This is a genomic window from Rathayibacter sp. CAU 1779, assembly GCF_054551755.1.
In genome coordinates this window covers 575,985-595,172 of the sequence record NZ_JBTOLK010000002.1, presented here as the reverse complement: position 1 = coordinate 595,172, position 19,188 = coordinate 575,985, and the positions used below count along the sequence as shown (strand labels likewise).

The following is a 19,188-nucleotide window of genomic DNA, read 5'->3' as shown; positions in this document are numbered from 1 at the left end:
CGACGGCTCCTGCGGTCACAGGCAGACCCTAGGCTGGTCGGATGGAGTACGCGCTGCTCATCATCGTGGGCATTCTCGTGCTCGTCGCGACGGCGGCCTTCTCGAAACGGCTGGGAGTGGCGACGCCGATCCTGCTGGTCGTCATCGGCATCGGATACTCGTTCATCCCCGGGGCCCCGCACCTCGAGCTGAGCCCGGAGATCGTCCTCGACATTCTGCTGCCGCTCCTGCTGTACGCCGCGGCCGTGCAGGTACCTCTGGTGGACTTCCGGCGCAATCTGGGTGGCATCACAATGCTGTCCGTCGTGCTGGTGGTCGTCTCCGCCGTCGTGGTCGGCTTCATCCTCTTCACGCTCCTGCCGCAGCTGAACCTCGCTGCAGCGATCGCGCTGGGCGCGGTCGTGAGCCCGACCGACGCGGTCGCGGCGACCGCCGTGGCCAAACGCCTCGGGCTGCCGGCGCGTGACATCACGCTCCTGGAGGGCGAGAGCCTCGTCAACGACGCGACCGCGCTGGTGCTGCTCAAGTCCGCGATCGCGGCGACCGCGGCATCCGTCAGCCTCTGGAGCGTCGCAGGCGACTTCGCCCGCTCCGTCGTCGTGGCAGTCGTCGTGGGCCTGGTCGTGGGGTTCGTGACGGTGTGGGTGCGCTCGAAGTTCTCCGAGCCGGTGCTCGACACGGTGGTGTCGTTCGTGGTGCCGTTCCTCGCGTTCATCCCCGCAGAGGCACTCGGAGCCTCCGGCGCGTTGTCTGTGGTGGTTGCCGGGCTCTACTCGGGACATCAGGGCGCGAGGAGGTTCACGGCGAGGGCCCGGATCAGTGAGCAGCTGAACTGGCGCGTGATCGCGTTCGTCATCGAGAACGGCGTGTTCCTGATCATGGGCGGGCAACTCATGGGTCTCGTGAGCGAGGCGGTCGAGCATCCCGAGATCGGGCTGGCAGAAACCCTCGCCCTCGGCCTGCTCGTGATGGTGCTCCTGCTGTTCGTGCGTGGTGTCATCGTGACGCCTGTCTTGTTGCGCATCCGTCGCGCGGCGCGGAGGGCGGACGACAGTCGCGAGTACCTGTCAGCGGTGCGCGATCGGGTGCGCGAGCTCACCAGACGGCATCACGACCAGCGCGTCAAGGAGCGGATGCGTCGCACCGAGCACAACATCGCCCGTCGCGACGCCGACCTGGTGGACCTGCAGAAGAACCAGGTCGGATGGCGCGACGGCGTCGTGCTCACGTGGGCGGGGATGCGCGGAGTGGTCACACTTGCCGCGGCCCAGTCGTTGCCGTCCGACACCCCTTATCGTCCGCAGCTGATCCTCATCGCGTTCGTCGTGGCGATCCTCTCTCTCGTGCTGCAGGGCGGGACACTGCCCTGGATCATCCGGCTCACCGGTGTGCGAGGAACCGACGCGGCAGCGGACGCCAGGGAGCTCGCCTCTCTGCTCGACGAGCTGGCCGAGTCGGCCGACGAGGCACTGGAGGATCCGAAGCTCGAACTGGCGAACGGGGCAGATCCGGATCCCGAGGTCATCGAACGCCTGCGCAAGGACATCGAGGTGATGGCGGAGTCGACGTGGGAGCGGGCAGCATTGCACGAGGGCAAGGCCGCGACCGGTCCGCACGCCCAGTACGGCATGCTCCTGCAACTCGCCCTGGACGCCGAGCGAGCTGCGCTTCTGGAAGCCAGGTCGAAGGGAGCGTATTCGTCGCGGGTACTGAATCGCGCTCAGAGCCTGCTCGACCAGGAGGAAGCGCGGCTCGAACGCCGTGCGGACACCTAAGTGACGGCATCCGCGGCGTCTGCGTGAGCCTTCGCCCGTTCATAGAATGGACGGATGCCGCGCAACAACCGACCTCGAGGGCGCGGAAGAGCAGCGGACGAGGAACCGGACGATCTGAGCCGTATGCTCACGGGCTGGCGCCGCACCGAGACGCGCCGGGGCCGCGAATGGAACGTGCAGCCCGTGTCGGCGGCATCCGCGATCAAGAGCTACACGTGTCCCGGTTGCGGGGGAGTGGTGGCTCCCGGAGTGGCGCACGTCGTGGTGTGGCGAGCGGATGGCGTGCTCGGGGACGCGGCGGATCTCGGGGCGCGCAGACACTGGCACACAACGTGCTGGCGGGTAGCCTGACGACGACGAGCCCTGATTCGTGGACGAGTCCTGGGGCCGATACGATCCAGGACGCGCAGGTGACTCGTGAGGCTCAGAGCTCGTTCTGACGCGGGATCACGACCTGCTTGATGATGAGCAGGATCGAGGCCGCGACCGGGATGGCGATCAGCGCGCCGAGGAGGCCGAGGAGCGAGCCGCCTGCGAGGGCCGCTATCACGACGACCGCGCCCGGAACCGACACCGCCCGGTTCATGATGCGGGGGCTCAGCACATATGCCTCTACCTGCATATAGATGATGTAGTAGATGGCTGCCACGAGTGCCGTGAGTGGTGAGGCGAGCAGAAGCGAGAGCAGGACGATCACGATTGACCCGGAGAGCGTGCCCACCAACGGGATCAGCGAGAACACGAACGCGATCACGGCGAGCAGGATCGGGAACGGTGCCCCGATGATCGTGAGGAAGATCGCGCTGAGAATCCCGTTGACGAGGGCGAGCGCGACCTGGCCCATGACGTACTTGCCGACGGAGTCCGTGACCTGCTCGGCGATATCGGCGAAGCGTGCGCGCTTGCTCGCCGGAACCAGCTCATAGGCCGAGCGCTTGACGTTCGGCAACGACGCCGTGAAGTAGATGGTGAGGATGAGCACGATCAGCACCCCGAAGAATCCGGACACGATGCCCAGGCCGACGGAGAGGAGACCGGCGCCGATGTCACCGGCGGAGTGCTGGATGTACGTCCAGACGTCTTGGAGCGTCTTGTCGAAGTCGATCGCCGGGAACTGCTTCTGCAGCCCCGCGTACCAATCCTGGTAGGTGCCGTTCTGCACGAACTCGGAGATCTTCGCCACCAGGCTCGACGCCTGCTTGACGATGATCGGGATGATCGCCCAGAGCAACAGCGCGAGGAGCGCCAGGAGCACGACCAGCACGATCAGGATGGCCGCCCAGCGCGGCAGCTTGCGACGCTCCAGGAACCCGATGATGGGCTCGAGGCCGAGTGCCAGGAAGAGGGCGGCACCGATGTAGGTGAGGATCGTCGACAGCGAGACGATCGAGGTGAGGATGAGGATGCCGAGGCCGACGCCGAGGGTGCCGATCAATCCGACGCGGAACGCGTTCTGGATCTTCACGTTTGGCCCCCTCGGCGTCGTGGCGATCAGGCGATTTCGGCGGAAACCTCTTCGGCCTGCTTCAGAACACCGCGCAGGCTCTCGAAGTAGCCGGCGACGGTTTCGCGCTCGATCCTAATCTGCGACAGGCGCTCTTCGGCGTCCGCCACGAGCTTGCGCGTGCGATCGTCGGCCTCGTCGATGATCGCACTGGCACGCTCCTCAGCGGCACGGACGATGTCGCGCGCGGAGACCTCGGCCTCCTTGCGGGCCGCCTTGACCTCCTGGCGCATCTCCTTCTCGATGGCTTCGCCCTCTGCGCGGACCTCGTTGGTACGACGGGTGACCTCGGTGAGTTCGGCGTTGGCGTCGTCCAGGTATTTCTGGGTCTGGGCGACGGCCTGCTGGTGACGAGCGAGGTGCTCCTTCTCGGACTCGTCGCGACGCGCCTTGAGCTCGACCTCGAGCTCCATGCGGGCGCGCTCCGCCTCGTGCGTGAGGCGTTCCGACTCCGATGCCACCTGCGAGCGGATGCCGGCCAGCTCCTCGTCGAGCTCCTTGCGAGCCTTCTCTGCCGCGCGTTGGAACGCCTTGCGCTCCTTCTCGGCCTCGGCCTCGGCGTCGGCCTTGCGCTGCTCGAGGTCGCGAGCCAGCGCAGTGCGGGCCTGCTCGATCTCGTTCGCCAGGTCGACGCGCGCCTGCTGCGTGTCGGCGGCGAGGTCGCGCTTGGTCTGCGCGATCTCCGCCTCGACGGCCGTGCGGTGGTCGGCCAGTTGCGCCTCGACCTCGGTGCGGCGGGAGTCCAGCTCGCGGGTGAGGGCTGCGCGGGTCTCCTCGACCTCGCGGTTCAGGCCCTCGGCGTCCGCACGGGCCTGCGCAGCCTCGTTGGCTGCAGCGGCCTTGAGCTCTGCCGCCTCGTGCTCGGCCTGTGCCTGGACGGCGGCGGCCTCGCGCTTCGCGGTGGCACGCAGCTCGGCGACCTCGGTCGCGACGGAGCTGCGCACGGCGGCGGCGATGCGCTCCGCCTCCTGGTTGGAGGTGTCGGCCTTCGCCTTGGCTTCGTTGACCAGCTCGTTCGCCTCGATGGCAGCGTCCTGCAGCGTGGTGTCCGCCTGAGCATGGGCCTCGTTGAGGATGCGCTGGGCCTGCTCCTCGGCGGTGCGGCGAGTCTTCTCGACCTCGGCCGCGACGCTGGCACGGAGCTTCTCCGCGTCGATGTCGGCCTGGGCGATCATCCGCGTCGACTGCTCTTCTGCGACGCGCAGGGTGTTCTCGAGCTTGGTGCCGAGGCCGGAGAACGTCGGGCTTCCGACCTCCTCGATCTCGGCGTTGAGCTCTTCGATGCGGGCGCTCAGACGCTTGATCTCTTTGCCGGCGTCGGCGCTCTGGCCGTTCGCCTGGATCAGTTCGCGACGAAGGTCCTGGAGGGCCTTGTCGACCTCGTCTTTGTCATATCCGCGGAAGACTTGAGTGAACTCTGTCTCTTCGGGGGCCACGGGCTTCTTCTCTCCGGGTGGTAGCTGGGGTTGGCTGGTATGCGCGCGGAACTGTCCGGAGCGGGGGCTGGGCAGGCAGCGCAGAAACGGCGCGTCGGCGCGTCGGATCCATTCGAGTGTAGTCGGGCACCGAGCCCTGTTGGGGGATACCTGACGCGGAGCCGACGCGCGATTCCGCGGAGGAGGGACGCGCCATCCCTGCTCCGCCGACGCCGACTTCTCGTCCGGGTCCCTGGGAGGCGCCTCCCAGGGCTATTTCGGTATCGTTGGGTGCCTGCCGACCGTCGCCGTGCGCGCCGGTCGTCACCCGATCACCTGATTTCTCGGGCGCGAAGACGCCCGTCACGTCGTGCACGACCGCACGAGACCTGTGCGACGTGACAGCGAAGGAGAGTTCGTGCGATTTCTGATCGCCATCCTGGCGTTCATCGCCGCGGCCGTGGCCATCGGCCTGGGCATCGCCCAGCGGACCGTCTGGATCCCCCCGGCGAACATCGTGACCGCCACCGTCGTCAAGGGCGGTGCGCCGTTCACCGTGATCGACGGATCCGTGCTGCGCGCCAGGAGCGGCCAGCAGACGCTGACCGTCTCCGGAAGTGCGAAGCCGTTCGTCGCGTACGGACGCACGGCCGACGTGCTCGCCTGGATCGGAGACGAGAAGTACGCCAAGGTCTCGTACAACGCCTCGACCAACCAGTTGTCGTCCAAGGTCGTCACGCCCAAGGCAGACAAGGACTCGAACGACGGATCGTCGTCGACCGCCACCGCCACCCCAACTCCGACTCCGACCGACAGCGGTGCCACCGACGGCAGCTCGACCGGCTCAGGAACCTCCGACTCGACGCAGAAGGGTCCGAATCCTGCCGGATCCGACCTGTGGCTCGAAGAGTTCTCCGGGGACTCCGCAGCGATCACGAAGATGAACGTGCCGAGCACCGTGAGCGTGATCATCGCCAGCGACGGCACCAAGGCCGCGCCCGACCGCATCAGCCTGAACTGGCCGCTCGACAGCCGCACGCCGTGGGCGGGTCCGCTCATCGTCGGCGGGCTCGTGCTGGCCGCGTTCGGCATCCTGATGTACATCCTGGCGATCCGGCACCTGCGCCGATCCCGCGGACCGCGTCGAGGCGGTGGCAAGCCGCCGAAGCTGCCGCGGGGCTCCAAGCCGCCGAAACCCGGCAACTACAAGCCGACCCAGGAAGTGGAGACGCCCGTGCGCGGCAGGCGTTCGATCGGGCGAGCATCCGTCGCGGTGCCCGTCGTGCTGGTCGGCACGCTCGTGCTCGCCGGTTGCTCCTCCGACTACTGGCCACAGTTCGGTGGCGACACGACGGCCACCCCGACGTCGACTCCCATCGCCACGGATCTGCCTGGCCAAGGCAAGGACACTCCGCCACCGGCGGTCACGGCTCCGCAGCTCGACAACATCGTGAACGCGATCGCGAAGACCGCGAACAAGGCGGACGGGTCGCTGGATGCGACGCTCGCCGCTACGCGCTTCAGCGGCCCAGCCCTTGACGCACGCACGGGCGACTACGCCCTGCGCGCCAAGAAATCGGATGCCCCCGCCCAGCAGGCGATCCCGAGCGACTCGGTCTCGCTCGCCCTGCCGCAGGCGACGGACACCTGGCCGCGCGTCGTGAGCGCTGTGGTGCACGATCCGAAGAACTCGAAGGCCGCGCCGCTGGATCTGGTGCTCGTGCAGAAGTCGCCGCGCGACAACTACACCGTCGAGTACTCGATCGCTCTGGAAGCCGACGCCAAGGTGCCCGACCTGCCTCCGGCGAACATCGGAACGTCCATCGTGCCGCCGGACTCGAAGCTCCTCCTCGTTTCGCCGAGCAAGCTCGCTGACGAGTACGGCGACGTGCTCCAGAGCGGCGAGAAGAGCAAGTACTACGCCCAGTTTGATACGAAGTCGGACAAGCTCGCTCCGCAGGTGGGCGCCGCTTACAAGGCGGAGCGGATTGCAGCTCTGCCCAAGACGGGGTCACTCACCTTCGACCATCAGTCGGGCGACGACCCCGTGGCGATGGCCACCAACAGCTCGGGTGCCATCGTCGCAACCAGCCTCAACGAGGTCTCAACTGTGAAACCGGTCGAGGCGGGCGCGACCGTCTCGACGGGCAATCCCAATGCGCAGGCACTCACTGGGGTGACCGACAGTACAAAAGGCATTCAGACCACGTACGGCTACCAGCTACTGTTTTATGTGCCGCCGGCCGGCTCGAAGGACAAGATCGTGATGCTCGGCTTCACGCAGGCACTGCTCGGTGCGAAGGAACTCGGATGACCAACACTCCTGATGCCGCGTCGCTTCGCGGCGCCGTCGACCTCTCAGCTCTGGCGAACCGCCAGGCGGCACAGCAGCCGGCCGGAGACGCCGCCGCAGGGACACAGGCGCTGCCCGGCCTGATCTACGACGGCACGGACGAGAACTTCAACCAGTTCATCGAGCTGTCGAACACGGTCCCCGTGATCGTGGACCTCTGGGCCGAGTGGTGCGGTCCCTGCAAGCAGCTCTCGCCTGCACTGGAGCGCGTCGTCACCGACTACGCCGGCAGGTTCGTGCTCGTCAAAGTCGATGTGGACGCCAATCCGCAGCTCAGCCAGGCGTTCCAGGCGCAGTCCATCCCCACGGTCGTCGCCCTCATCGGCGGACGCCCGGCTCCGCTCTTCGTGGGGGCGATCCCCGAGCAGCAGGTGCGCGAGGTGTTCGAGCAGGTGCTGCAGATCGCCGAGCAGAACGGTGTGACCGGCAGCGTCGCGGTGGATCCGTCGGCGGGCGCCGACGAGGAGACGCCTGAGGCCGAACCGGAGCCCGAACCGCTCCCGCCGCACCATCAGGAGGCGTACGACGCCATCGAGCAGGGGGACTACGACACGGCGATCGCCGAATATCGTCTCGCGATCGCGCAGAATCCGAACGACGACCTCGCCGTCGCCGGACTCGCCCAGGTGGGTCTGCTGCAGCGGCTGTCGAACGCGGATGCGGCGCAGGCTCGCGAGGCGGCGGCATCCGCGCCGTCCGATGTGAACGCTGCGCTCGACGTCGCGGACCTCGACCTCTCCGGCGGACACGTCGACGACGCGTTCGGCCGGCTGCTCGACGCCTTCGCATCCGCCGACGCCGAGGGCCGCGACGCGATCCGCACCCGCTTGATCGACTACTTCGAGATCGTCGGCGTGACGGATCCGCGAGTCATCAAGGCGCGCGGTCGCCTGGCGTCGCTGCTGTACTGAGCCTTCGGGCCACCACCCTGCTCGATACCGCTGGTTGAGCTTGGGCCCCCGGCCGCCGGTTCCGGCGCGTCGCGCAGCGACGTGACGGCCGTGCGCGCTGGGGGAGCGAAACCAGCTCCAGGTGAGGGCTGGTTTCGACGGGCTCTACCAGCGGTGGGGGTGCTGGTTTCGACAGGCGGCACGGTCAGCGCTTGGGGCGCAGCCAGAGCGTGCCGAGCGGCGGGAGCGTGAGGACGGCCGAGGCGGGGAGACCGCCCAACGGGGCATCCGTGGCGGTCACGGTGCCGAGGTTTCCGACGCCTGAGCCGCCGTAGTCGGCTGCGTCCGTGTTGAGGAGTTCCTCCCACTCGCCCGCGAACGGCATCGGCAGGGGGTATCCGTCGTGCGGGATGCCGGCGAAGTTCGTCACGCACACCAGCGGGTCTCCGCCGCCGACCCGGGCGAACGCGACGACGTTCGCGTGAGCGTCTCCGCCCTCGAGCCACTGGAATCCGCGCGGGTCGTTGTCGTAGCGCCACAGGGCGGGCTCCTCGCGGTACACCGCGTTCAGGCGGGCGACGAGATCCCAGAGACCGCGGTGCGCCGGCTGGTCGAGGATCCACCAGTCCAGGCCGCGCTCTTCGCTCCACTCGGACGGCTGCCCGAACTCCTGGCCCATGAAGAGCAGCTGCTTGCCGGGATGTGCCCACATGAACGCGAGATAGGCGCGCACGTTCGCCAGCTGTTGCCAGTGGTCACCTGGCATCTTCGTCAGCAGGGAGCCCTTGCCGTGCACGACCTCGTCGTGGCTGATCGGCAGAAGGAAGTGCTCGCTGAACGCGTAGACGAACGAGAAGGTGATCTCGCCGTGGTGGTACGAGCGGTACATCGGATCCTCGTGCATGTACTGCAGCGAGTCGTGCATCCAGCCCATGTTCCATTTCAGGCCGAAGCCGAGGCCGCCCGCGCTGGTCGGTGCCGTGACCCCTGGGTATGCCGTCGACTCTTCGGCGATCATCACGACGCCCGGGTTGCGCTTGTAGGCGGTGGCCGTTGCTTCCTGCAGAAAGTCGATCGCCTCGAGGTTCTCCCGTCCGCCGTGGATGTTCGGCACCCACTCGCCCTCGTTGCGCGAGTAGTCGAGATACAGCATGGAGGCGACGGCGTCCACGCGCAGGCCGTCGACGTGGAACTCCTCGAGCCAGTACAGCGCGTTGGCGACCAGGAAGTTGCGCACCTCGGAGCGACCGAAGTCGAAGACGTACGTGCCCCAGTCCTTCTGCTCGCCGCGGCGGGGATCCGGATGCTCGTACAGCGCCTCGCCGTCGAACCGGGCGAGCGCCCAGTCGTCCTTCGGGAAGTGGCCGGGCACCCAGTCCATCAGCACCCCGATGCCGACCTGGTGCAGGCGGTCGATGAGGTACCGCAGGTCGTCAGGGTGGCCGAACCGGCTCGTCGCGGCGTAGTAGCCGGTGACCTGGTAGCCCCACGATCCGCCGAACGGATGCTCCGCCAGCGGCAGGAACTCCACGTGGGTGTATCCGAGCGGGAGCAGGTACTCGATGAGGGCGTCCGCCGCCTCGCGATATCCGAGTCCTGGCCGCCACGATCCGAGGTGCAGCTCGTACACGCTCATCGGGCCGGTGTGCGGGTCCGAGGATGCGCGGGTGCGCATCCATCCGTCGTCGCCCCACTCGTGGGAGGACGTGCCGACAACGGACCCGGTGGCCGGAGGCACCTCGGTGAAGCGTGCCATCGGATCCGCCTTCATGCGCCATGCGCCGTCCTTGCCGCGCAGCTCGAACTTGTAGACGGCTCCGAGTGCGACCTCGGGCAGGAACAGCTCCCACACGCCGCTCGCACCCATCGAGCGCATGGCGGCGCCGACGCCGTTCCAGTCGTTGAACTCGCCCACCACCCGCACCGCCGTCGCGTTCGGCGCCCAGACGGCGAACGCCGTGCCCACGACACCGTCGTGCTCACGGTGGTGTGCCCCGAGGGCGTCCCAGAGCCGTTCGTGCCGGCCCTCGCGGATGAGGTGGAGGTCGAGCTCGCCGATCGTCGGCGTGAAGCGGTAGGGGTCGTCGGCGGTCCAGACGGATCCGTCGTCGTAGCGGGCCTCGAGCAGATACTGGCCGGGCCCCAGCACGCTGATGCCCTGCCAGACGCCGTCGGCGATGTGGCCGAGGGCGACGCGCGCTCCGGTGGACAGCACGGCGGTGACGGCGCTCGCGAGCGGACGCAGTGCTCGGATGACCGTGACCCGGTCCGCGACGCCTGGTGCGGCGACGAGGTGCTGGCCGAGCACGGAGTGCGGGTCGTGGTGGCGACCCTCCGCGACGGCGGTGAGGACGGATCCGTCGAGCTCGATCGATCCGATCGCGGCCGTGCCGTCGGGGTGGGCCGCGCCCGTCTGAGGCGACTCGGTCCGATCGGAAAGCGCCCGGTCGCGGACGGGAGAACGAGGGACATCGGTGTTCTGGGACATCAGACCGCCTTCACGCTGAGGATGTGGACCGGCTCGTGGAAGGCATCCAGCCGCACGTAGTTCACGGCGCCCCACGTCCACGTCTCGCCCGTGACGGCATCCGACACCGTGAACGTGGCGCCGGGGGGGATGCCGATGGCCGCGAGGTCGAGGTGCACGAGCGTCTCGCGCACCGAGTGCGGGTCGACGTTCGCCACCACGATGACAGTGTCGGCACGACGGGTGCCGGTGAACTCGGCGGCGAGATGCTTGGAGAACACGAGGACGGAGTCGTCTTCGCTGGAGTGCACGTGCAGGTTGCGCAACTGGCGCAACGCCGGATGCTCACGCCTCACCCTGTTCAGCATCGTGAGGTAGGGAGCCAGCGATTCGCCGCGCGTCTCGGCGCCCGCGTAGTCGCGGGGCCGGTACTCGTACTTCTCATTGTCGAGGTACTCCTCGGCACCGCTCCTGGCGACGGACTCGAACAGCTCGAATCCGGAATACACGCCCCAGAGCGGAGCGCCCGTGGCCGCGATCGCGGCTCGGATCTTGAACGCCGGATGCCCGCCGAACTGCAGGTACTCGGTGAGGATGTCCGGAGTGTTGACGAACAGGTTGGGCCGCAGGAACGCGTCGGTCTCGTGCGCGACCGAATCGAGGAACTCCTCGAGCTCCTCCTTCGTGTTGCGCCACGTGAAGTAGGAGTACGACTGCTGGAATCCGGCCTTGGCGAGCGTCTGCATCACGGCCGGCCTGGTGAACGCCTCGGCGAGGAACACGACCTCCGGATGCCGCTGCCGAACCGTGTGGATGAGCCACTCCCAGAAATCGAGCGGCTTCGTGTGCGGGTTGTCGACCCGGAACGTGGTGATGCCTGCGGCGATCCACAACTCGATGAGGCGCAGCGCTTCGGCGTGGATGCCCTCCGGATCGTTGTCGAAGTTGACCGGGTAGATGTCCTGGTACTTCTTGGGCGGGTTCTCGGCGTAGGCGATCGAGCCGTCGGGCAGCGTCGTGAACCACTCCGGATGCTCCTTCACCCAGGGATGGTCAGGGGAGGCCTGCAGCGCGAAGTCCATCGCGACTTCGAGACCCAGCTGATTCGCCGTGCGGACGAAGCGCGTGAACTCCCCGCGATCGCCGAGTTCCGGATGCAGGGCGTCGTGTCCGCCCGCCGCGCCGCCGATCGCCCACGGGGATCCCGGATCGCCCGGCTCGGGCGTGAGGGTGTTGTTGCGCCCCTTGCGGTACGCCTCGCCGATCGGATGCACCGGCGGAAGGTACACGACGTCGAACCCCATCTGCGCGACGGGGGGCAGACGCTTCGCGGCCGACCGGAACGTGCCGGACTTCCACGTGCCGTCTGCGAGTCGCCTGGCGCCCTCCGAGCGTGGGAAGAATTCGTACCACGAGGCGACGCCGGCGCGCGTCCGCTCAACCTCCAGCAGGTGGTCGGCGCTGCGGGTGACGAGCGAGGCGATGGGACGCGCGGCGAGGATGCCCGTCACGCGTTCGGCGGTCGCGGCGGCGAGCCGGGCTGCGGGGTCGGCATCCGTCTCCGTGATGGTCTTCAGCAGGTCGCGCAGCACCTGCCGGTCGGACGGGGGACGGCGGGATCGCTGCGCACGCTCCAGCAGCTCGGCGCCTTCGGCGAAGACGAGCTCGACGTCCTGTCCGATGGGCACCTTGACCTCGGCGGCATGCAGCCAGGTGGCCCAGTCGTCGGCCCAGGCGGCGATCCGGAACGTCCACATGCCCGGCCCGTCGAGTCGTGCGAGTGCGTGCCAGCGATCGAGGCCCGGCGTGCCGGGCCTCATTCGACGAACGACCGTCGCGCCCGACGGCGCCTGGAGTTCCAGATCCACACCGATGAGGCCGTGGCCCTCCCGGAACGCCACCGCGGAGAACGGAACGACCTCCCCGTCGAACGCCTTCGCCGGCCACGCACCGCTCTCGACCACGGGTGTCACGTCGAGGATGGGGATGCGGCCGAGCACCGTCCGATACGACTCGGTGCGGTGCCCGGAGTCGGCCGGTGCGGCGGCGTGGTTGCCGCGGCGGCGTGGTGATGGAGACGTCGAGGTCGGCACCCTCCGACCGTAGCGCGCGCCGCCCATCCCGCACAGCGACGGACGCATCCGATGGCGAACGCGACGCGAACGGGGTGTGTCCGGCCATTCATGTGCTCGAAACCTCGCGCAGGTAGTGTGGCGCAGGTGAAGGCCATCCGTCGATTCACCGTCCGTGCGGTCATCCCGGAGTCCCTGCAGGCGCTCGACGAGCTCTCCTCGAACCTGCGCTGGTCGTGGCACGAACCGACAAGGGATCTGTTCCGGCACATCTCCGAGAGTCTGTGGCGCAGCACGAACCAGGATCCGATCGCCCTGCTGGGCGCCGTCAGCCCCGAGCGGCTCGCCGAGCTCGCGGATGACGAGGGTTTCGTCGGCTGGGCGAACGGCCTGCGCGACGACCTGCGCCGCTACGTCGAGGAGCCGCGCTGGTATCAGACGCTCGAAGAGGCACCGCAGGCGATCGCGTATTTCTCGCCCGAGTTCGGGATCGCCGCCGCGCTTCCGCAGTACTCGGGTGGCCTGGGGATCCTCGCCGGCGACCACCTCAAGAGCGCATCGGATCTGGGTCTGCCGCTGACCGGCGTCGGGCTGTTCTACCGCTCGGGATACTTCGCCCAGTCGCTCACGTCCGACGGCTGGCAGCAGGAGAGCTATCCCGTCTTCGATCCGGACGGGATGCCGCTGTCCGTCCTGAGACACCCTGATGGGACCGCCGCACTGGTCGCGCTCGCGATGCCGGACGGACGCACGCTGAGTGCTCGCGTCTGGACCACCATGGTCGGCCGCGTGCGACTGCTCCTGCTGGACACGAACATCCCGGACAACGACGAGGATCTGCGCGGCGTCACCGATCGCCTCTACGGCGGCGGGGGAGAGCATCGCCTGTTGCAGGAGCTGTTGCTCGGCATCGGCGGCGTTCGAGCGCTTCGGCTCACCGGATCGCTCCTCGGCGGACCGGCGCCGACCGTGTTCCACACGAACGAGGGGCATGCCGGATTCCAGGGACTCGAGCGCATCGCGGAGCTGATCAGCGATGGATTGACGTACCAGCAGGCACTGGAGGCGGTGCGCGCCGGAACGGTGTTCACCACGCACACGCCGGTGGCTGCCGGGATCGACCGGTTCGAGGCATCCCTCGTCGAGCGCTATTTCGAGCAGCGCGAGCTCGTGCCGGGCGTCGGCATCGAAGACGTCATGCAGCTCGGTGCCGAGGACTACGAGGGCGGCACGCCGGGTGTGTTCAACATGGCGGTGATGGGGCTTCGCCTCGCGCAGAGGGCGAACGGCGTCTCGAAGCTGCACGGAAACGTGTCAAGACACATCTTCGCCGGCCTGTGGCCGGGCTTCGATTTCGACGATGTGCCGATCGGTTCGGTGACCAACGGCGTGCACGCACCGACGTGGACGGATCCGCTCCTGCTCGAACTCGCGCGGAACACGCTCGGCACCTCGGACACGACCCATGCCGACTGGCTGTCGCTGTCGCTGTCCGACGCCGAGCTCTGGCAGGTACGCCACCGCATGAGGGAGAACCTGGTCGAGGATGCCCGTGCTCGCGTAGCCGCGGCCTGGCACCGCCGCAGCCCGACCGCGATCACGCCGCAGTGGCTGTCATCCGTGCTCGATCCCGATGCGCTGACCATCGGATTCGCGCGACGCGTGGCGACGTACAAGCGGCTCACGCTCATGCTGCACGACAAGGAACGACTGAAGCGGATCCTGAACGATCCGGATCGGCCGGTGCAGCTGGTCATCGCCGGCAAGGCGCATCCGGCAGACGACGGAGGCAAACGGCTCATCCAGGAGCTCGTGGAGTTCGCGGCGCAGCCCGACGTGCGCGCCCGGCTGGTGTTCCTGCCCGACTACGACATCACGATGGCGCAGACGTTGTATCCCGGATGCGACATCTGGCTGAACAACCCGTTGCGCCCGCTGGAGGCCTGCGGCACCAGCGGGATGAAGGCCGCGCTGAACGGATCGCTCAACCTCTCGATCCTCGACGGCTGGTGGGCCGAGTACTTCGACGGCGAGAACGGCTGGGCGATCCCGTCAGCGAACGCCGCCGGCGACGCGGGAGAGCGCGACGCGCTGGAAGCGAACGCGCTCTACGACCTCATCGAGCACCAGGTCGCACCTCGGTTCTACGACCGCGACGAAAACGGCGTTCCCGGACGGTGGCTCGAGCAGGTGCGGCACAGCCTGAAGACACTGTCGCCAGAGCTGAGCGCCGACCGGATGGTGCGTCAGTACGTCGAGGATCTCTACGTTCCAGCCTGCCGCGAATCCGCAGCACTCACCGCGAACCGCTTCTCCGGTGCGAAGGAGTTCGCGGCGTGGAAGGCGCGAGTGAAGGCGGCCTGGGCGGATGTCGCGGTCGTGCACGTGGAATCCGGCGGCATGGATGCCGTTCCCCAGGTGGGCGACCAGCTGCGGTTGCGCGCCCACGTGGCACTCGGCGGACTGGCGGCATCCGACGTCACCGTCGAGGTGGTCTACGGGCACACGGGAGCGGACGACGAGCTCGTGACGCCACAGCGCGCGCGGCTGGAGCCGCGGGATGGCGGATCCGGAGGCACAGCGGCGTTCGAGGGGATCGTGCCGCTCGACCGGTCCGGCGCGTTCGGTTACACGGTGCGCGTCGTGCCGAGCAACCCTGCGATGGCGAGTCCGGCCGAGCTGGGGCTCGTCGCGTCGGCGCACTGAGGAGCGTCAGCGTCCGATCGAGGCGAGCGTTCCGTCTGTGGCGCGGAGCAGGTCGTCCGGAGCGAGCTCGATGTCGAAGCCGCGGCGCCCTCCGGAGACGAAGACGGTCTCGAAGTCGCTCGCCGCGGCATCCAGCACCGTCGTCAGGCGGGTCTTCTGGCCGATCGGCGAGATGCCGCCGATCACGTAGCCGGTCTTGCGCTGGGCCACCGCGGGATCCGCAAGCGCAGCCCGCTTGGCGCCGACGGCTGCGGCCAGGGCCTTCAGGTCGAGCTGCCCGGCGACCGGAACGATGCCGACCACGAGTCTGTGGTCGGCATCTGCCAGCAGCGTCTTGAAGACGCGCGCCGGATCCACTCCGAGCTCGTGTGCCGCCTCCAGCCCGAAGGAGGTGACGCCCGGATCGTGCTCGTAGGCATGCGGAACGAAGGGGATGCCGGCACGCGTGAGCGCGACGGTCGCCGGCGTGCCCGCGGACGGCCTGGCCATCAGTCGTGCGCCCGGAACAGCTTCATCGACGTGGGGCTCATCGGAACCGCGTTGCCGGGGCCGAACTCCGCCGTGCCCTCGGCGACGTTCTCGTCCGCACTGTCCCAGAGCAGCGTGTAGCCCAGGACGCCCTCGTGGGCCGGCAGCGAGACGACGGTCTCGGTCTCCAGACCGTGCACGACGAGCAGGATGCGGTTGAACTCCTCGAACTCCGGAGTCGACGCCGCGAGGTACTGCAGCGTGCGGTTCTGCGGGGAATCCCAGTCGTCGGCCTCCATGGTCTGACCGCCCGCGTCGTACCAGTCCAGCTGGCTCGCGCTCGGGACCGTCTCGCCGAACTTGCCGAAACGCACGGGGCGCAGCGCCGGATTCTCACGACGCAACCGGATCAGCTCCGCCGTCACGGCGGCGAAGTCGCGCTGCCGCTCGTCCCAGTCCCAGCGATACCACGTGAGCTCGTCGTCATGGCAGTACGCGTTGTTGTTGCCGGACTGCGTGCGCCCGTACTCGTCTCCCGCCGTGATCATCGGGATCCCCGCTGACAGCAGCAGGGTCCCCATCAGGTTGCGGGCCGCCTTGCGACGGATCGCCCGGATGGCCTGGTCGTCGGTGTTGCCCTCCACGCCGTGGTTGAAGGAGCGGTTGTCATCCGTGCCGTCGCGGTTGTCCTCGCCGTTGCCGAGATTGTGCTTCTGGTCGTAGCTGACCAGGTCGTGCAGCGTGAATCCGTCGTGGGCCGTGACGAAGTTGACGGATGCCAGCGGGCCGCGCTGGGGGCTGAACAGGTTGGACGACCCCGCGAGACGTGTCGCGAACGAGCCGATACCGGTAGGAGCGGCACCGGAGGTGCGGGCATCCGCAACGTCGCGGAGCCAGAACGAGCGCACGCGGTTCCGGTAACGGTCGTTCCACTCCGACCAGCCATCGGGAAAACCACCGGTCTGCCAGCCGTCGTGGCCGACATCCCACGGTTCCGCGATGAGCTTGACGCCCTCCAGGTACGGGTCGTCGGTGATGGCCACCAGCAGCGAGTGGTCGTTGTCGAACGCGCCGGTCTCGTCACGGCCGAGCGTGGCGGCCAGGTCGAACCGGAAGCCGTCGATCTGCACGTCGTCCGCCCAGTAGCGCAGCGAGTCGAGCACCAGTCGTTCCGCGATGTGGTTGCCGAAATCGAGTGTGTTGCCGACACCCGTGGTGTCGATGTATGAGCCGTCGGGGTTCTGGCGGTAGTACGTGGCGTTGTCGATGCCGCGCAGGCTCGTGGTCGGACCGCCGAGACCGCCCTCGGCCGTGTGGTTGTAGACGACGTCGAGGATCACCTCGAGGCCCGCCTCGTGCAGCAGCCGCACCATGCCCTTGAACTCGCGGAGCACGGCCTCGGCTCCGGACGCCTGCGCCTGCTTCGTCGCATACGGAGCGTGCGGCGTGAAGAAGTTCAGGGTGTTGTAGCCCCAGTAGTTCGAGAGCCCCAGCCGGGTCAACCGGTCCTCGCTGACGAACGCGTGCACCGGCAGCAGTTCGATGCTGGTGACGCCGAGCCTGTGGAAGTGCTCGATGGTGGCCGGATGCGCCATGCCCGCGTACGTGCCGCGCAGCTCGGCGGGGAGGTCTGTGTTGAGTGTGGTGAGGCCCTTGACGTGCGCCTCGTAGATGACGGTGTGATCCCTCGGCACACGCGGCTTGGAGGCGCCGGCCCAGTCGAAGGTTCCATCGATGACGACGGACCGCCATTCCTTCGTGCCCGAGCGGACGAGTCCGCGCGAGTACGGCTCGATGAGCAGCTTGCGCTCATTGAAATGGTGCTCGGGTCCACGGGGGCCCGAGCACTGCACGTTGTACCGCGTGCCAGGTCTCAGGTGCGGTGATTGTGCGGTCCAGACGTCGCCGTCGCCACGTGTCAGCGGAACGCGCTCGGTGAGCCAGTGCTGGTCGGCGTCGTCGAAGAGCAGCAGCTCGATCGCCGTCGCGTTCTTCGAGTAGACCCCGATGGTCGCGCCGTCCGGTCCGGCGTGGACGCCGAGTCGGGAGAGGGGATCCTCGCTGGGCATGCGTCCTACAGTAATTCGTATGCCGGTCTATCTTGACCACGCCGCCACCACCCCCGTTCTGCCCGAGGCGATCGAGGCGTACACGCGCGCGCTGACGCAGGTCGGCAACCCGTCGAGCATCCATTCCGCCGGCCAGAACGCGAAGCGTCTGCTGGAGGATGCCCGCGAGCGCATCGCAGACACCCTCGGCTGCCAGGGCATCGAGCTCGTCCTCACCTCCGGCGGCACGGAGGCGATCAACCTGGCGGTGAAGGGGCTCTTCTGGGCGCGCAGGCAATCGGGAGCCACGCGCATCCTGGTGCCTGAGGGGGAACACCACGCCACGCTGGACACCGTGGAGTGGCTGGAGTCGTACGAGGGCGCCGACGTGGAGTGGATCCCGCTCGATTCCCAGGGGTTCGTCAGGACGGATGCGCTCGAGACCGCGCTGCGGCGGGATCCGGGATCCATCGCACTCCTGACCTTCCTGTGGGCGAACAACGAGGTGGGCACCATCCAGCCGGCCGAGCGGATCATCGGGCTCGCCGCATCCGTCGGCGTTCCCGTGCACATCGACGCCGTCTCCGCCTACGGCCATCTGCCGATCGACTTCGCGGGCATGCGTGCCCGTACCGGATCCAAAGGGTTGTCGGGACTCGTCGCATTGAGTGTGTCCGCGCACAAGATCGGCGGCCCGATCGGCGCCGGCGGTCTCGTGCTCTCACGGGATGCGACGGTCGTGCCGCTCATCCACGGCGGCGGGCAGCAGCGTCAGGTGCGCAGCGGCACGCAGGACGTCGCGGCTGCTGCGGCCTTCGCGACCGCGGCTGCGGCTGCAGAGGCCGCACGCGAGAGCGAAGCGGAGCGCCTCACCGCACTCCGCGATCGGCTCATCGCGGGTGTGCGCGATGCGGTGCCGGGCGCCGTGCTGAGCGGTCCTGAGCCGGTCGCTTCCCGCCCCTCCGTCGGCGCGGACAAGGCGGCAACGGCCGGAGCCGGACGTGCCGGAGCCGAGTCCCGCGAAGCCGAAGAGGTCGAAGCGGAGTCCGTAGAAGGCGGGACAGTGGGAACGGTGTCCGCGGAAGGCGGGACAGCCGGAGCGGATGCTCGCCTCGCGTCCAACGCACACTTCACCTTCCCTGGCTGCGAGGGCGACTCCCTGTTGTTCCTGCTCGACGCCGCGGGCGTCGAGGTGTCCACCGGGTCGGCGTGCCAGGCCGGCATCCCTGAGCCGTCGCATGTGCTGCGGGCCATGGGGCGCAGCGAGGACGACGCGCGCAGCGCCCTTCGCATCACGCTCGGACGCACCTCCACGGATGCCGACGTCGACGCGTTCCTCGCCGCGCTTCCGGACGCGTACGCCCAGGCATCCCGTGCCGGCCTCGCCACCCGCGAGTCCGCGCTCGGCGCCCGCTGACGCGGCGCCGACTCCCGCTCGCCCCGACGCCGTCCGCCTCCCGCCGACGCCGTCCGCATACCCGGAGTTCCTG

General features: G+C 68.4%; 12 protein-coding genes. 6 read left to right on the top strand and 6 right to left on the bottom strand.

What is annotated here, in order from left to right:
- Positions 1–41 precede the first annotated feature (41 nt).
- Positions 42–1,775, top strand: coding sequence for a cation:proton antiporter (locus tag ACX9R5_RS13710; RefSeq protein WP_459409581.1), 1,734 nt, complete (start codon positions 42–44; stop codon positions 1,773–1,775).
- A gap of 54 nt (positions 1,776–1,829) precedes the next feature.
- Positions 1,830–2,126, top strand: coding sequence for a hypothetical protein (locus tag ACX9R5_RS13705; RefSeq protein ID WP_459409580.1), 297 nt, complete (start codon positions 1,830–1,832; stop codon positions 2,124–2,126).
- A gap of 73 nt (positions 2,127–2,199) precedes the next feature.
- Here the strand turns inward: ACX9R5_RS13705 and ACX9R5_RS13700 are convergent, their stop codons facing one another.
- A complete protein-coding gene (locus ACX9R5_RS13700) occupies positions 2,200–3,240 on the bottom strand; it encodes an AI-2E family transporter (protein WP_459409579.1) in 1,041 nt (346 codons plus the stop codon).
- 26 nt (positions 3,241–3,266) lie between these two features.
- Positions 3,267–4,715, bottom strand: coding sequence for a DivIVA domain-containing protein (locus tag ACX9R5_RS13695; RefSeq protein ID WP_459409578.1), 1,449 nt, complete (start codon positions 4,713–4,715; stop codon positions 3,267–3,269).
- Positions 4,716–5,112: 397 nt separating this feature from the next.
- Between ACX9R5_RS13695 and ACX9R5_RS13690 the strand changes: the two genes are divergently transcribed.
- Positions 5,113–7,008 (top strand): hypothetical protein, encoded by a 1,896-nt coding sequence (locus ACX9R5_RS13690; protein ID WP_459409577.1) that lies wholly within the window; start codon positions 5,113–5,115, stop codon positions 7,006–7,008.
- On the top strand, positions 7,005–7,958 hold the full coding sequence (locus ACX9R5_RS13685; protein WP_459409576.1) for a tetratricopeptide repeat protein: 954 nt from the start codon (positions 7,005–7,007) through the stop codon (positions 7,956–7,958). Before ACX9R5_RS13690 ends, ACX9R5_RS13685 begins: the two co-directional genes overlap by 4 nt.
- A 184-nt stretch (positions 7,959–8,142) precedes the next feature.
- Here ACX9R5_RS13685 and glgB read toward each other — a convergent pair whose 3' ends face one another.
- Positions 8,143–10,425 (bottom strand): 1,4-alpha-glucan branching protein GlgB, encoded by a 2,283-nt coding sequence (gene glgB / locus ACX9R5_RS13680; protein WP_459409575.1) that lies wholly within the window; start codon positions 10,423–10,425, stop codon positions 8,143–8,145.
- Positions 10,425–12,524 carry an alpha-1,4-glucan--maltose-1-phosphate maltosyltransferase gene (locus ACX9R5_RS13675; RefSeq protein WP_459409689.1) on the bottom strand — a complete coding sequence of 700 codons (2,100 nt, stop codon included), beginning with the start codon at positions 12,522–12,524 and terminating at the stop codon, positions 10,425–10,427. The genes glgB and ACX9R5_RS13675 overlap by 1 nt, the downstream gene beginning before the upstream one ends.
- Positions 12,525–12,623: 99 nt before the next feature.
- Between ACX9R5_RS13675 and glgP the strand changes: the two genes are divergently transcribed.
- Complete coding sequence (glgP, locus tag ACX9R5_RS13670) at positions 12,624–15,182, top strand: alpha-glucan family phosphorylase (protein ID WP_459409574.1); 2,559 nt, start codon at positions 12,624–12,626, stop codon at positions 15,180–15,182.
- Positions 15,183–15,188: 6 nt separating this feature from the next.
- Here glgP and ybaK read toward each other — a convergent pair whose 3' ends face one another.
- Positions 15,189–15,671: a Cys-tRNA(Pro) deacylase gene (ybaK, locus tag ACX9R5_RS13665; protein ID WP_459409573.1), complete on the bottom strand. Its 483-nt coding sequence runs from the start codon at positions 15,669–15,671 to the stop codon at positions 15,189–15,191.
- Positions 15,671–17,719, bottom strand: coding sequence for a glycogen debranching protein GlgX (gene glgX / locus ACX9R5_RS13660; protein ID WP_459409572.1), 2,049 nt, complete (start codon positions 17,717–17,719; stop codon positions 15,671–15,673). The genes ybaK and glgX overlap by 1 nt, the downstream gene beginning before the upstream one ends.
- 19 nt (positions 17,720–17,738) lie before the next feature.
- Here glgX and ACX9R5_RS13655 point away from each other — a divergent pair, with 19 nt between their 5' ends.
- Positions 17,739–19,115, top strand: coding sequence for a cysteine desulfurase family protein (locus ACX9R5_RS13655; RefSeq protein ID WP_459409571.1), 1,377 nt, complete (start codon positions 17,739–17,741; stop codon positions 19,113–19,115).
- Positions 19,116–19,188: the final 73 nt, after the last annotated feature.

Bases quoted from the DNA above. Each gene is read 5' to 3' on its own strand.
- ACX9R5_RS13685 (WP_459409576.1), top strand. From the start codon at position 7,005: ATGACCAACACTCCTGATGCCGCGTCGCTTCGCGGCGCCGTCGACCTC.
- ACX9R5_RS13710 (WP_459409581.1), top strand. From the start codon at position 42: ATGGAGTACGCGCTGCTCATCATCGTGGGCATTCTCGTGCTCGTCGCG.
- ACX9R5_RS13675 (WP_459409689.1), bottom strand. From the start codon at position 12,524: ATGGGCGGCGCGCGCTACGGTCGGAGGGTGCCGACCTCGACGTCTCCA.
- ybaK (WP_459409573.1), bottom strand. From the start codon at position 15,671: ATGGCCAGGCCGTCCGCGGGCACGCCGGCGACCGTCGCGCTCACGCGT.
- glgX (WP_459409572.1), bottom strand. From the start codon at position 17,719: ATGCCCAGCGAGGATCCCCTCTCCCGACTCGGCGTCCACGCCGGACCG.
- glgB (WP_459409575.1), bottom strand. From the start codon at position 10,425: ATGTCCCAGAACACCGATGTCCCTCGTTCTCCCGTCCGCGACCGGGCG.
- ACX9R5_RS13705 (WP_459409580.1), top strand. From the start codon at position 1,830: ATGCCGCGCAACAACCGACCTCGAGGGCGCGGAAGAGCAGCGGACGAG.
- ACX9R5_RS13655 (WP_459409571.1), top strand. From the start codon at position 17,739: ATGCCGGTCTATCTTGACCACGCCGCCACCACCCCCGTTCTGCCCGAG.